This is a genomic window from Kribbella sp. NBC_01505 (assembly GCF_045040285.1).
Lineage (GTDB): Bacteria > Actinomycetota > Actinomycetes > Propionibacteriales > Kribbellaceae > Kribbella.
The window spans coordinates 6,901,276-6,915,274 of record NZ_CP109425.1 but is presented as its reverse complement, the minus strand read 5'-3'; the positions used below and the strand labels follow the sequence as shown (position 1 = coordinate 6,915,274).

The window sequence follows — 13,999 nt, the reverse complement described above, 5'->3', positions numbered from 1 at the left end:
AGGCCGACTCCACCGGAGTCGGCCTTCGTCGTTCAAGGAGGTTTCCGCCCATGGAACCGCTGGTCTTCGAGCACGACGACGTCTACATCCACGTCGAGAGCGGCATCCTCGACCTGTTCAAGCAGAACCCGATGATCGGGGGCTACCGGACCCCGGTCAAGTGGGCGAAGGTCCGCTTCGCGGAGCAGAAGAAGGGCCTGAGCACCCTCTACTTCGGCAATATCCAGCAGCCCGACGAGCTGCTCTACGCGAGCGCCTCCGACAAGATGCCGTGGCGGATCGAGATCCGGACCACCGACGAGCCGCTCTACCGAGCGTTCTTCACCGACCTGGCCCACCGCATCAGCCGCCAGGTCGGCGCCTAGACACCCGTCCGCTACTTCTGCTTGCGCTTGTCGATCGCCCGCTGAATCCGCTGCTGCGGTTGCCCGGTCAGCTTGGCGATCAGCGGCACCCGGTACTTGTACGCCGCCACCGCCCCGACCACGAGCACCAGGAAAATGAACCAGCCCATCGCGCGTCCCTTCATCGGGTCCGACCGTCTTCCGGACCTGACCTCCATCATGCCCGCTCCACCCCCACAACCACTCCGTCAAACCCCTGACCCACCCCTGGTTTCCCCACCCACCCCCACACCTGGCACGGGGAGGTACCACCCCTGACCTGCCCAAACACCCACAACAGGTCGCAGACCAGGCCCAAAGGAGCCGTTATCCCCGCGTGCACCAGGCGACCGGACAGGGGCTAGGATCTTCGAGGCAGCAGCACCCGGGGCGGTAGCTCAGCTGGTTAGAGCACGGGACTCATAATCCCTTGGTCGCGGGTTCGAGTCCCGCCCGCCCTACCACACCCTCGAAACAGGCGGCAGCACTGCGGGCTCGCCTGCGCGAAGACGGGCATCGCGAGCGGATGCGGGCAACCTACCTCGGCGGTGTGGACGGCTAGGTCGACGACTGTCTTGCCATGACAATGCCCTGGGGATCGACCCGACCACGATCAGGGTCCCGTCAACGTCTGGAACGCCAGGAACTCCCAGCCGGCGGCCATGTACCGAGCGACGCCGACCTCGACGCGACCTATGGCTGCTACTCCACTTCAACGACCGTGGTTACCAGATTCGTTGACGATCGGGGATCACGTAGACAACTTCCTTCGTGCGATGGACGGCCAGGACTTCGTCGGCTCCATGGAAGGCAGGCTCAGTTGATTCAGCAGGCTTTGCCGTGACCCTGACGGCATGGTGCGGACCAGCATGACAACCGCGTTTGACGGCGCTCCCACGAAGGTGAAACCGCCCGAACTGGCCGCCGTCGCCTTCGATACCCTGCAGGACATTCTCTACCGTCGCGCAGGCGGGCCGCCCCGCATCAGTCTCGCCTCGACGGTGGGGAGGCTGCCGCCGGTAAGCGATGGACAACAGCACGGAGGCCACACTCGGCGTCCCACTCGCCACATTCGCCGTCCCTTCCTCCCAGGCCGGCGGCCACCGCATTGAGCGCAACGCACGCTATTTCGGAATTGGCCGGAAGCTGCCAGCACATCGCCGCTCCGGGTCGCGCGGGCTACGCTCGTTCGGCCTACATCGAGACTGGTCCGCCCGTCCTGCGGTATCACCTTGAGGAGCGCCGCCCGACCTCGCAGGGAATGTGATCGAACAAGTCGCAGGTCCCATTCGAATTGATGAGCACACGTGAGGGAGTTTGTCATGCGACGGTCACTGACGAAGGTTGTCGGAATAACTGTTCTAGCCATGACCGCAATGCTCATGGCACCGGCGACCGGATCCGCGAGCCCCGCCCCGGCGAAGCCGACTCCGGTCGTCGACTCCAAGGCACACGATCCGAGGCCAGTGGCGGTTCCCAGTGGCCTGAAGCTACTGGCCAGGGCTCCTGGCTCCCCGGAGTCGGGGCGAGACATCGCTTTCGAGAGCGCGGACTCCCGGCGATGTATGGACGCTGACCTCAATACGATCGGGGATGGGCAGATAGCTCAACTCTGGGACTGCAACAACAGTCAGCAGCAAGTGTGGCGCGCCACTTACTACAACGACACCGATATTCAGATCTCCAGTGGCCTGGGCAGCAACAGGTGCCTGGATGCCGATCTGAATTGGATCAACACGAACGGCGCGAGAGTGCAGCTTTGGAAATGCAATGGATCATTGCAGCAAAGGTGGCGCGTGTACGTCGTCAGCCCGGACGACCGTGCGATCATTCTGCAGAACCTGGCGGCCGATAGATTCGCGGTTCTGGATGCCGATCTGCACACGATGGATCGCAATGGCACCAAGCTGCAACTCTGGGACTACAACGGCGACGTTCAGCAGGTCTTTTACAGCAACCGGTACTGATCACATGCCGGCTCACATGGACCCGGCTCCTGTCGGGCGAGGTTACGTACTGCAGGCCCGGACGTACCAGATCGGTGTCCAGTCGTAGTGCACTGAGAAGTCAAACGCCATGGAGCCCGCGCAGTAGCCAGTTCGGGTGTAGGAATCAGCGATCGTGCCCGCCGTCTGATTGTTGATGAAGGATCCGTGCCCGGTCCAACCCGGCAGGCTGTAACGAGAGTTGCACTGATACAAGTCGACCTTGGTGCCGGTGTAGCTGGGGCCGCTGTCTGAGAAGTTGCGCGGGTGTTGCTCACCGGGGAGCGCGATCGTCATGACGGCGCCGTCGAACTGGATCCGATTCGGCGCCGTCTGCGCGCCTCCGCTGCGAGCGATGGTCCGGTCGACCTCGGCCTGCAGCCATCCGGCCTGGCCGTCGCTGAGCCCGGCAGCGGTTGCCTGCGCTGTGGACAGTGCTGACGGCAGCGATGCCGGGGCCGCCACGACTGATTCGGCAGTCGAAACGCTCAGGACCGCGATCAGAGATGAAATGATGCCTATGAATCGGGACGATCTCATGATTCCTCCCTTGTTCTTGCGAGCGGACAGAACGGCGTACGTTCGCTCGCCGGTACACCAAGAGTGTTGGCATGATCTCGCTCTGTCATGATCCTGCCAGGACTGGTCGGCCGCCAACTCCTGCACGTTGGCGGCGCTGCTCAGTACGCCGCGTGCCATGAGGGTGTCATTGGAATTTCATCGCCTTCGGTGACTATCGAGTGACGTTTCGCAGTCATGCTGTTGGACCTCACCGATTGGAGCTGAGCGATGTTCGCCTCTGGTGGTTCTCGATGGATTCTCGCTTTCGATGCGTCGTGTGGGACGTGTCTGAACATCTCGCAGGCAGTGGAACAGGCGGCGGACGGGCGCTTGTCCGTGCGGCCGTTGCAAGATCCGGAGGTTGTGCGGTGGCGCGCGGCTGTGTTGGGTGGTGACGCTGCCTTCGTTCCGACGTTGCTGCGGGTTGGTGGGGACGGTAGGCCGGAGGTTTGGACTTATCGGCGGATGGCGTTGCCGCTTGTTCGGTTGCTGGGGGTGCGGGCGACGCTGCGCGTACTGGCGGCGCTCGGGCGGCTGAGTGAGGAGGCGCGGGAGCCACTGTCTACTGCGGTTCCGGCGCGGGGTCTGAGCAGGAAGGCGTTTCTGCGGTTGAGTGCGGGCGCTACGGTCGCGGGCGGAATCGTCTTCGCCGGGACGGTCCCGGCATTTGCCGAGCAGCGCCGGTCGGCTGCCACAGCCTGGGTAGCTGCCAACGAGACCCGGCTGCCGCAGACTCTTGACGCCTTCGTCAGCTTCCCGCAGGTCTACCAGCAGGAGATCTACCTCGCACTGTCACCTGCACGGCGGGCCGGGTTGTGGCGCGAGCACGTCGCCGCGGTTCGCGCCGCCCAGCCGGCGTGGAACGAGCTGCAGCGTCGTGCCTACGAGACCGTGGAGCGAATGCTGGCGAACGACAACCTCTTCGACTTCGACCAGTTCGAGCAGCACGCACCGACGTTCGAGAAGATGCAGAGCACCGCCACGGATGCCTTCGGCCTCGACCGGGCCCGGCAGCTCATCGCCACACTCGGGCCGGAGAACAAGACCAAGATTCTCGCCGAAGGATGCAGTTGCTCGCGCGAGTCCGACCTCTGCGGCGTTGCCCCCTGGAACTGCGGATACACCGCACCGGCCTGCCAGGAAAGGCGCGGTTGCGGTGCTGGATGGGTATTCATCTGCAACGGACACTGCTTCTACTGAACCGCAGAGCAGTCAACCGAGGTGAGCGCCTTCGGGGTGCAGGAACTTGCCACTGGTATCTGTGAGGCGTGGCTCGCCGGGATCCTGGGTGGATGACTCGGAGATTGATCGCGCTGGTTGCTGTTGGGGCGGTGCTGGCTGGTGCGCTCGTCTTCCTGGGGGCGCGGCACTTGTTTCTGGCCGGGTCCTTTTGCCCGTTGAGGTTCGACAGTGAGAAGGTGCCGCGCCTGTCCGGCTTCGGTGGGAGTACTGCGGCCTACGCTGGGCCGGGTCCGCACAGTCTCGCGAGCTATCAGGCCGAGAGCGTGACTCCCGTGCTGTTCAAGATGGTGGCTTACAAACCATCGGACGAGGGCCTTCCGGCCTCCTGGGACGCGAAGTACGAGAACGGCAAGCCGGCCGACGTTCAGTTGCTGCTGTGTGCCTATGACAAGCAGTACGACGAGGATGCGGACAAAGTGAGCCAGGTACGGGGCCAGTGCGACGGCTACCGCTACCACGACTCCAACGGAGTCCCGGGGCCAGAGAGACAGATACCGGTGAAGGCTGCTCCCGTGACCTACCTCCTCTACGAGGCGGCCACCAAGCGTCTGGTCACCAGGTTCACCCTGATCGCCAAGGACTATACGCAGTCGGTCTGCCCGTATATCGCCTCCGCCGAGGATCCCGAAGTCTGGATCACCCCGAGACCGGCCGACCTCGCCGCCGCCCTCAAGCCTTTCGTCGAAGCATCCCGCTAGCGCGGGGCACGGTGGGTTCGACGGCTGGTTCCGGGGAAACGCCGAGTGACCTGGGGACCAACATTCGCGGACGTGAACACCCTTGCTTGGCGACGTCCGTCGGGTTGGCTTACTGTCAGGGTGACCAACTGTTCACCGTCCTCTCTCCCGGAGCCGTCGTGCCGCTTGCCGTGCGCCCCGCTGGTGCGTCGATTCTCTGCGGAATGGCGCTGATCCTCACCAGTTGCGCCGGCCACGACGCCGCGGGCGACGCTCTGAAGGTCACCGTTTCGCGGGGCAACTGCGGTGGCGGCTGGAAGTCTCCGCACAGTGGGCCGCAGGCCGTCCAGGTCAGCAATGTCGGCACGGTGACCACCGAGGTCGACCTGATCGACCCGGCGACCGGGGGCGTCTACGCCGAGGTCGAGGCACTGGCCCCGAATACGACCCGCCCACTGCAGCTCACCTTCGGCAAGGGCGACTACGCGTTCCGGTGTCTGGCCGAGGACACCGATGCGGTGACCGGGCCGACGATCCAGATCGCGGACGGCCCGCCACCACCCTCGCCGGCCATCCTGCCGATCAGCAACCAGGACCTCACCGGGGCGGTCGCTGCCTACCGCACCTACGTCAGCACCGGGCTCGGAACTCTCGCCGGCAACGTCACCACGCTGGTGCAGACACTGCGCGGCGGCGACCTGACCTCCTCGCGCTCCGCGTGGTTGACCGCTCATCTCGCATACGAGCGGCTGGGCGCGGCGTACGACACGTTCGGCGACTTCGCCGACCAGATCGACGGGATGCCGGACGGACTGCCCGCGGGAGTCAAGGATCCCGAGTTCGCCGGGCTGCGGCGGATTGAGTACGGCCTCTGGCACGGCCAGTCCCCCGCCTCTTTGGTTGCCGTCGGCAATCAGCTCGCCACCGCCGTGGCCGGCCTGCGCGCGGACTTTCCGAAGGAGCGGACCGACCCGAACGACCTGCCGCTGCGGGCCCACGAAATCATGGAGAACGCCTTGCAGTTCGAGCTGACCGGCCAGGCCGATCAGGGCAGCGGGACCGGTCTCGCCACCATCGGCGCGAACCTCGACGGCACCCAGGCCGTGCTGAACGCGCTCGCGCCACTGATGACCAAGCGGTACGCCGGTTGGCCCCAGATCGCGACGTGGATTGCCAAGACCCGCGAGCTGGTGACCAAGGCGCATCGGCCCGACGGCACCTGGATCGCGCCGACCGCATTGGACCCGCAGACCCGCCAGCGTCTGAACGCCGCGGTCAGCCAACTGGTGGAGGTCCTCGCGCCGATCGCGGCGATCGGTGACGTCCGGAGAACCTCATGAGCGAAAAAGCAGATCGGCGCGCGTTCCTCCGCGGCGCACTGACGGCCGGGGTGGCAGGCGTCGCGATCGGCGCAGGTGGCGGAGCCCTGGTCGGACGAGCCGATGCGACCCCAGCGGCCGACCCGGTCGTGCCCTTCCACGGAGTGCACCAGGCCGGGATCACCACACCGGCCCAGCCGCACGCCGTACATGTCGCGTTCGATGTTCTCGCTGCCAACCGGGCCGAGCTCACCGAACTGCTGAAGACCTTGACCGAACGCGCCAGATTCCTGACCGCCGGGGGTACGCCGCCCGATCCAGGCATCTCCGCGCCGCCAACCGATTCCGGCGTACTCGGCCCGGACGTCCCTGCCGACCGGCTGACTGTCACGGTCGGCGTTGGCGCCTCACTCTTCGACGATCGCTACGGACTGGCCGCGCGCAAGCCGAAAGGCTTGACCCCGATGACGACCTTCCCGAACGACCACCTCGATCCGGCCGAGAGCCACGGCGATCTGAGCATCCAGCTCTGCGCCGACAACCGGGACACGGTGGTGCACGCGCTGCGCGACCTCGCTCGGCACACCCGCGGTGCGATGCAGGTGCGCTGGCGCTACGAGGGCTTCAACTCCCCGCCCAGGCCGGCCGGCACGCCGCGCAACCTGATGGGTTTCAAGGACGGAACGTCGAACCTCGATGTGAACGATGCCGCCCTGATGGACAAGATGGTGTGGATCCAGCAGTCCGACCAGCCGTGGACAGTGGGCGGCAGTTTCCAGGTCGTCCGCCGGATTCGCATGCTCGTCGAGTTCTGGGACCGGGTCTCGATCAACGAGCAGGAGAACATGTTCGGGCGGCGAAGGGACACCGGCGCACCGCTCGACGGCAACCACGAGAACGACGTACCGAACTTTGCCGCCGACCCGATCGGCTCGGCCATTCCACTGACCAGCCACATCCGCCGGGCGAACCCGCGGACTCCGCAGAGCGACGACAGCCGGATCCTGCGCCGTCCCTACAACTACGACCGTGGCGTCGACAATGTCGGCAACCTCGACATGGGCCTGGTCTTCGTCTGTTACCAGCAAGATCTCCAGCGGCAGTTCGAGGCCGTCCAGCAGCGACTGGCCGACGAACCGCTGGTCGACTACATCCAGCCCGTCGGCGGCGGCTACTTCCTGGTGCTGCCCGGCGTGCAGAACACCGACGACCATTTCGGCCGCGGGCTGCTGACATGAACAAGGAGGCAAGTGTGGTCCTCAAGCCCCGCACCTGGAGCAAACGAACCCGTACGGCGGCCATCGCCGCCGCGGCCGGGGTCAGTGTGCTGGCGCTGGTCGCCGTGACCGGTCCCGCCTGGGCCGGCGGCTGGTGGCACCCCGGTGGCGACCATCACCAGCCGCCGGTGAGCGCGAGCACCCCGATCAAGCACCTGGTGGTGATCTTCGACGAGAACATCTCGTTCGACCACTACTTCGGCACCTACCCGAACGCCGCGAACACCGACGGCACGAAGTTCAAGGCCGCGCGCCACACCCCGAAGGTCAACGGCCTGACGCCGGCGCTGCTCAAGCACAACCCGAACCAGTACAACCCGAGCCGCCTGAGCCACGAGCAGGCGCTGACCTGCGACCAGAACCACGGGTACGGCGCGGAGCAGAAGGCGTACAACGGCGGCAAGGCCGACAAGTTCGTCGAGTTCACCGAGACCGACAAGTGCACCGGGCAACCAATTCTGTACGGCGCGCCCGGGCTGGTGATGGACTACTACGACGGCAACACGGTCACCGGGTTGTGGAACTACGCCCAGCACTACGCGCTGAACGACAACTCGTACAGCAGCGTCTTCGGCCCGTCCTCGCCCGGTGCGGTGAACCTGATCTCCGGCCAGACCCACGGGATCTACGCCGTCGATCCGATCACCGGTGCGAAGGTGACCGACGCCTACACGTCCGTCTCCCCCGATGCCAAGGGCATCGGCACGATGATCAACGACCCGGATCCGGCGTACGACGACTGCTCGGACAACAACCACACCTCGAAGAACGCGCTCGGCGTGATGACCGGCAAGAACATCGGCGACCTGCTGAACAAGCAAGGCGCCACGTGGGGCTGGTTCCAGGGCGGCTTCCGCCCGACCAGTAAGGCGAACGGTTACTCGGTCTGCGGCACCACCCACCAGAACATCGGTGGCAATACGGTCGTCGACTACAGCCCGCACCACGAGCCCTTCCAGTACTACAAGTCGACCAGCAACCCCAAGCACCTGCCGCCGACCTCGGTCGCCAAGATCGGGCACACCGACCAGGCCAACCACCAGTACGACCTGACCGACTTCGACGCCGCGGCGAAGGCCGGCAACCTCCCGGCGGTGAGCTTCCTGAAGGCCGGCGAGTACCAGGACGGCCACGCCGGCTACTCCGACCCGCTCGACGAGCAGCACTTCCTCGTGAACACGATCAACGAGGTACAGAAGTCCAAGGACTGGGCCTCCACCGCGGTGATCGTCGCGTACGACGACTCCGACGGCTGGTACGACCACGTGACACCGCCGAAGGTCAACGGGTCAACGGATGCGGCCCAGGACCAGGCAGTGCTCTGCGGCACCAAGCCGGCCGCCGGCGGGTACGCCGACCGCTGCGGCTACGGCCCACGCCAGCCCCTGCTGGTGATCAGCCCCTACAGCAAGACCAACTTCGTCGACCACAACCGCACCGACCAGACCTCGATCCTCAAGTTCATCGAGGACAACTGGCGCACCGGCCAGATCGGCGATTCCTCGTACGACGCCCGCGCCGACTCCCTGACCGGGATGTTCGACTTCTGGCACCGCCCGAACGCCCGCCCAGTACTCCTCAACCCCACCACCGGCGCCGTCACCAGACACTGACGACCTCGCCTGCGAAGGGTGAGCTCCGGGGAACACCGTGCCGGTCACGGTGTTCCCCGGAGTGCGATCAGAGGGTTGCTGTGATCGCGATCTTGGCCGGGTTCGGGCAGAGGAAGCTACCGCTCTTCTTCGGGACGCTCTGCTCGGGGAACGTGCCCGCGTTGCCGGAGTAGGTGCCGGTCAGCGTGCCTGAGTAGCCACAACCGATCGGCTTGGTCACGGAGACATCCAGGGTGAGGCTCGCGGCGTTGCCAGGGCCGAAGCTGAGCGTGCCGGACGCCGTACCGTCGGCGGAGCAACTGTTGTCGATGTCGATCGACTGGATCTGGACTGCAGCCGGCGGGGGGCCACCGGCATAGGTGAAGGTGAAGTTGCAGGACGTGCCCTGGAACGTGATCGTCCCGGAACCGGCCGCATCAGGCCGGGCAGACGCCGGACCAGCGGCCACACCAATGGACGAAACGACCAGCAGGGCGGACAAAACGGCAGTACGGAAGCGCATGGCGACCTCCAGGTGGGGGGCGGTTAGAGTCGCGGGGCAGCTGCCGCCAATGACGTTAAAGACCTCACCAGAGGTAGTCAACAGGTCACAGTGAGTTTTCTTACTTGTTGGTAGAATCACAGGACGGATGCCCGAAAGGGCCCGAGGTTGACAGCGTCAACCACACGCTACGATGCCTCGTGAGCTCCACCCGGGAATCCCTAATCACCGCCGCCACCGAACTGCTCGACGCGGGCGGGGCGGGCAACGTGACGCTGCGCGAGGTGGGCCATCGCGCCGGCGTCTCGCACAACGCGCCGTACAAGCACTTCACCGACAAGGAGTCCCTGCTCGCCGTCGTCGCCGCCCGCGAGCTCGATCAGCTGCGCGAGATGATGACCGCGACCCAGGCCGACGAGGTCGCGCCAGCGGAGGTGCTGCGCCGCATCCTTATCCAGTACGTCGACTGGGCGCTAGACCGGCCGGCCCGGTTCCGGCTCGTCTTCGGGCCGTGGACCCAGCCGAACGACACCCTGAGCACCTCCGCCGAGGCGACCTGGAAGCTACTGATCGAAGCAACCGCCGCAGCCCAACAGGCAGGCACCCTCCCAGGCACCGACCCCGAACGCATGGCCGCCCTACTACGAGCAACCACCCACGGCGCCGTCGATCTGGCCCTCACCGGACACTTAGTTGCTGATGGCAAGGGAAAGGCAACCCCCGCCCTCCTCGTCGCCGACCTCTTCGACTACCTGCAGAGCTGAGCTCAACCCCGAGACCGGGTGAAGGCGTACGTCAGGTACGCGACCTGGCCGACCCGCTCGACGTTCTCCAGTCGCAGATCGGCGGAGGTCAGAACGCTTGGAAACAAGGCCTTCCCGGCAGTCAGAACCGCCGGGACCACGCCGACCACCATGCGGTCGAGCAGGCCGGCCACTGCGAACCTCGCGGCGAGCCCACCGCCGCCGGCGATGAACACATCCTTGTCTCCCGCGGCGGCAACCATCGCCGCATGCACCGGCCGGACGTCGCCATGGACGAAGGTGATGTCCGCGCCCGGGATGGCGGGGAGTTCCCGGCTGCTGAAGACCCAGGCCGGTCGGCCCCGGTGCCCCTCGAGCCAGCGCTCCGGATGTTCGAGCAGGCCCGAGTCCCGCAGTACCGACTCGTAGCTCGACGAGCCCATCGCGAAGGCACCGATGCCCTTGAGGAACTCACTGAAGTCGCGGTCGGCCGGCTCGAGTTCGTACAGCCAGTCCAGCCCGTTGTCCTCCGCAGCGACGAAGCCGTCCAGACTCGCGAAGATGTAGTACGTCGTCAGCCCCATGCCCGAATCTTGCGCAGAGACCGGGCGAAGGAGTCAAGGGCCAGCGGACTCCGGCGCAGGGCAACGGACGACACCAAGGAAGCCAGACGTCGCGTCGGCGTACCGCAGCGCCCGACAGCACCTCGGGCAGCAGTCGCCACGCGCAATCGTCGCCACGCAGGCGGATCTCCCCCCATACGTGGGGGTGCGGCAGCAGCGGGTGGCGGTCACGGTGGTGGCCGGCGGTCGGTGGTGGCCGGCTGCCTCGTGTCGTGGCGAGGCGGCCGATCGAATGGTCACTCGATCCGAATCCGGCCGATCCTTGCGCTTGTGCGCCGAGGTCGTTCGCCTCGCCGCAGCAGTTGCAGATCGCACCGACTGCGGCAGCCGTGCAGGCGGATATTCCGGGGGCCGGGAGACGGGCCGCTGCGCTGCGAGCAACCGCCCCAGAGCTGTCGAGCACACCGCTCGGACTCTCGCGATGCTCGGATCCCTGCCGGCCTCCCACGCCTCGCCAAGGGTTTGGTTGCTGGCAGCAAGGAACTAGCGGACGCAGAGCTTCTCCGGCAGCGCGACACCGCCGGCACCTACACCCCGGGTGGGTCTTTGGGGATGCGGTGGGTGCCGGTGGGGTCGATGCGGAAGATGAAGCCGTGGGGTGTTGTCCATTCGATGGTTTTGGCGTCGATGCGGCGGACTGTCCAGCCGGAGGCGTGGGTTTTGACTCGGTGGGCGTAGCGGCTGAGGGGGATGAGGTTGCCGGTGTTGGTTTGGCCTGGTGGGCCGTCGGGGTCGTAGGCCTCGAGGTGGTCTTGGTCGATGTGGTTGGTGGTTTCGCGGGTGCCGTAGGGGAAGAGTTCGGCGGGGTGGGTGAGCTTGACGTGTTCGCGGATCTGGCCGGTGATCTCGTAGGCATCTGAGCTGACGGCTTTGTTGAGGTCGATGACGGGCTTGACGATGTAGGGGCCGTAGCCGGTGAGTTCGGTGAACTGGCTGAGTAGGAGCGGCCCGATCTCTTCTGCGCGCAGGACTCCGTCACCGCTGGCGAGGGTGTAGTCGGTGAGATGCACGTACACCTCGGTCTTCCCTGGGCGTGGCGGGGCAGGACGTTCACCGTGTGGGCGGGCATGGGCGTCTCGTTTGACCTGGGCGAGCCGGGCGGCGAGGGCACGTAGTTCGTCGGGGGTCATCGACTCGCCCGCCTCAGAATCACCACCGCCGCTCGCCGCCTCGAACGGCTCAGTCGCCCAGCCATCGCATTGATCGAGCGGATCAGGCAGATCGCTGCTACTGGGATGCGGCGCGTCACGATCAGCCTCATCATCCAACCCAGGCTCATCATCCAACCCGGGCACGCCACCCACGCCGGGCACCCTGACCGCACCATGCTCCTCGTCCGCACCAGGTTCGGTGACGGGACCTGGTTCGGTGACCGGGCCTGGCTCGGTGACCGGGCCTGGCTCGGTGACCGGGCCTGGCTCGGTGACCGGGCCGCGTTCAGGGACGACGTGGAGATCGACGCTCGCACGGTCTGCCCGGCGGTCTCGCGGCTCGTTGCCTGGAGCAACATCACCCGGCGCGACTGCCGGGTCGGGGATGTCCGCAGGCGCGGTGCCGGGGCTCGACACGAGGGCCGCATCTCGCGGGGAGATAGGTGTGGCGTCAGACGCGGGATCGGAAACAGGCGCGGGGCCGAGGGCAGGCGCGAGGGGCCGCCCTCCAGCAGACACAGGCGCCGAGGACACGGGAGTCGGGCCAGCAGCAGGTGCGCGCGAGCAGCCGGCAGAGGCGGCGGACTCGGGCGCGCGGCCAGTAGCAGACGCTCGGGCGGAGCCAGACGCCAGAGCGGGGACGGGAGCAGACACGAGGGCGCCAGCAGACGCGGAGGTCGGATCAGACGCGAAGCCGGGGTCAGACGCTGGAGCAGGGTCCGGCGTGAATTCCGCGTCGACTGCGGACGCAGGGTCGGGTGCGGACGCAGGTGCGGGTGCGGGTACGGATGCGGATGCGGATGCGGACGCAGGCTCGGGTGCGGGTGCGGGTGCGGGTGCGGGTGCGGGTGCGGGTGCGGGGGTGGTGTCTTGATATTGCCGGGCTCGAGCTAGGAGTTCGTTGGTGAAGACGGGGTCGGGCATGATGCCGACCGCCTCCGCGCGGCGGGCCTGGACGCTGCGCTTGTCGCCTTGGACCAGCAGGGCGTCGGCGATCTCGTCGATCTTCGCCTTGTGCCGCCGCACCGCCGCCGAGCCCGCCTTGATCACGCAGGTCTTGGTGCCGTGCTCATCAGACTGACCGACCCAGACACCACGCTCAGCGGTCTTCTCGTCAGCCTCGGACTTCGCCAGGCCCGGATCGGCATACATCTTCGCGGCCTTGATGATCTTGGCCAGCCTCGTCGGCGAAATCGTGTCCAGCAGATGCGCGACCCTCTTATCCACATACAGCGCCGCCTCCAACGACAACTTCTCGCACTCACGCGCCAGATTGCGCGCCTTCCACGCCGTCACCTCCTCAGCCAGCACTCGCACCCACAGAAGCGGGAACCGGTGCCGCAACCCCAACGCATCCGCCAAATACTGACGCCCCACCCCCGGCGACACCCCCACCACCGCCGCATACTCCGCAACACAGAACTCCAGCACCAGCGGACACCCCTCACCACCCAGCACCACCGCACGCTCCCGCCCATCAGCCACCCGACGACCCGGACGCCCCGGATGCACATCGGGATGGAAACGATCCGCATACACCACCGCATGCACCAGAGACCGCGCCGCCGACCGATACTCGGCCGCGCGCTCCCCGGCGGCCGACTCCAGCAAGTCGGCCGTCGACAGCGATGCGAACTCTTCCTCGAACATGTGTTCGACTATAGTCACAAAGCGATAACAAGCCAAATCCGCTTGCAGGCAAGGGGATCCGCCATCCAGACGAAGGCCACCGCCCCGCTGCGAGCGCAGCAGACCTACACACGGCCGCGCGCGAAAGGCTCCCCCGCGCCACCAAGAATGCCGCGAGACAACAAGTGCTGACCAGAGACCTGTGGTGCGGGGTCTCCGGCCATCGTTACCTGTCTCCGGCCGGCACGCCGCGAACGGCCGACGGCAGTGCTCTCCGTGCGACACCCCGCACAGCCCGCACAGCCCGCACAGCCT

13 protein-coding genes and 1 tRNA gene are annotated in these 13,999 nt (G+C 66.4%); 9 read left to right on the top strand and 5 right to left on the bottom strand.

Going from position 1 to position 13,999, the window contains the following annotated elements; genetic code table 11:
- Positions 1–50 precede the first annotated feature (50 nt).
- Complete coding sequence (locus OG474_RS32700) at positions 51–365, top strand: hypothetical protein (protein WP_405057462.1); 315 nt, start codon at positions 51–53, stop codon at positions 363–365.
- Between the two features lie 11 nt (positions 366–376).
- Here the strand turns inward: OG474_RS32700 and OG474_RS32695 are convergent, their stop codons facing one another.
- On the bottom strand, positions 377–514 hold the full coding sequence (locus OG474_RS32695) for a hypothetical protein (RefSeq protein ID WP_391545647.1): 138 nt from the start codon (positions 512–514) through the stop codon (positions 377–379).
- 256 nt (positions 515–770) lie between these two features.
- Between OG474_RS32695 and OG474_RS32690 the strand changes: the two genes are divergently transcribed.
- Positions 771–847: transfer RNA gene (locus OG474_RS32690), tRNA-Ile, on the top strand.
- 903 nt (positions 848–1,750) lie between these two features.
- The gene (locus tag OG474_RS32685; protein ID WP_405057461.1) at positions 1,751–2,350 is read left to right on the top strand and encodes an RICIN domain-containing protein; all 600 of its coding nucleotides are present in this window, start codon (positions 1,751–1,753) and stop codon (positions 2,348–2,350) included.
- A 42-nt stretch (positions 2,351–2,392) separates the two neighbouring features.
- Here the strand turns inward: OG474_RS32685 and OG474_RS32680 are convergent, their stop codons facing one another.
- Positions 2,393–2,908, bottom strand: a complete 516-nt coding sequence (locus OG474_RS32680; protein WP_405057460.1) for a hypothetical protein — start codon at positions 2,906–2,908, stop codon at positions 2,393–2,395.
- Between the two features lie 486 nt (positions 2,909–3,394).
- Between OG474_RS32680 and OG474_RS32675 the strand changes: the two genes are divergently transcribed.
- The 5 genes from OG474_RS32675 to OG474_RS32655 all read left to right on the top strand — a co-directional run bounded on the left by OG474_RS32675 (position 3,395) and on the right by OG474_RS32655 (position 9,057).
- On the top strand, positions 3,395–4,129 hold the full coding sequence (locus OG474_RS32675) for a bacteriocin fulvocin C-related protein (protein WP_405057459.1): 735 nt from the start codon (positions 3,395–3,397) through the stop codon (positions 4,127–4,129).
- Between the two features lie 92 nt (positions 4,130–4,221).
- Entirely contained in the window at positions 4,222–4,869 is a 648-nt protein-coding gene (locus OG474_RS32670; protein WP_405057458.1) for a hypothetical protein, read from the top strand.
- A 203-nt stretch (positions 4,870–5,072) separates the two neighbouring features.
- Complete coding sequence (locus OG474_RS32665; protein ID WP_405057457.1) at positions 5,073–6,188, top strand: EfeM/EfeO family lipoprotein; 1,116 nt, start codon at positions 5,073–5,075, stop codon at positions 6,186–6,188.
- Positions 6,185–7,405 (top strand): iron uptake transporter deferrochelatase/peroxidase subunit, encoded by a 1,221-nt coding sequence (efeB, locus tag OG474_RS32660; protein ID WP_405057456.1) that lies wholly within the window; start codon positions 6,185–6,187, stop codon positions 7,403–7,405. Before OG474_RS32665 ends, efeB begins: the two co-directional genes overlap by 4 nt.
- Positions 7,402–9,057, top strand: a complete 1,656-nt coding sequence (locus OG474_RS32655) for a phospholipase C (RefSeq protein WP_405057455.1) — start codon at positions 7,402–7,404, stop codon at positions 9,055–9,057. Before efeB ends, OG474_RS32655 begins: the two co-directional genes overlap by 4 nt.
- Positions 9,058–9,124: 67 nt before the next feature.
- Here the strand turns inward: OG474_RS32655 and OG474_RS32650 are convergent, their stop codons facing one another.
- Positions 9,125–9,559 carry a hypothetical protein gene (locus OG474_RS32650; RefSeq protein WP_405057454.1) on the bottom strand — a complete coding sequence of 145 codons (435 nt, stop codon included), beginning with the start codon at positions 9,557–9,559 and terminating at the stop codon, positions 9,125–9,127.
- Between the two features lie 179 nt (positions 9,560–9,738).
- Between OG474_RS32650 and OG474_RS32645 the strand changes: the two genes are divergently transcribed.
- Entirely contained in the window at positions 9,739–10,302 is a 564-nt protein-coding gene (locus tag OG474_RS32645) for a TetR/AcrR family transcriptional regulator (protein WP_405057453.1), read from the top strand.
- Between the two features lie 2 nt (positions 10,303–10,304).
- On the opposite strand, the gene OG474_RS32640 is transcribed toward OG474_RS32645, so the two are convergent.
- The gene (locus tag OG474_RS32640) at positions 10,305–10,865 is read right to left on the bottom strand and encodes a dihydrofolate reductase family protein (protein WP_405057452.1); all 561 of its coding nucleotides are present in this window, start codon (positions 10,863–10,865) and stop codon (positions 10,305–10,307) included.
- Between the two features lie 566 nt (positions 10,866–11,431).
- Positions 11,432–13,705 carry a hypothetical protein gene (locus OG474_RS32635; protein ID WP_405057451.1) on the bottom strand — a complete coding sequence of 758 codons (2,274 nt, stop codon included), beginning with the start codon at positions 13,703–13,705 and terminating at the stop codon, positions 11,432–11,434.
- Between the last annotated feature and the right edge of the window lie 294 nt (positions 13,706–13,999).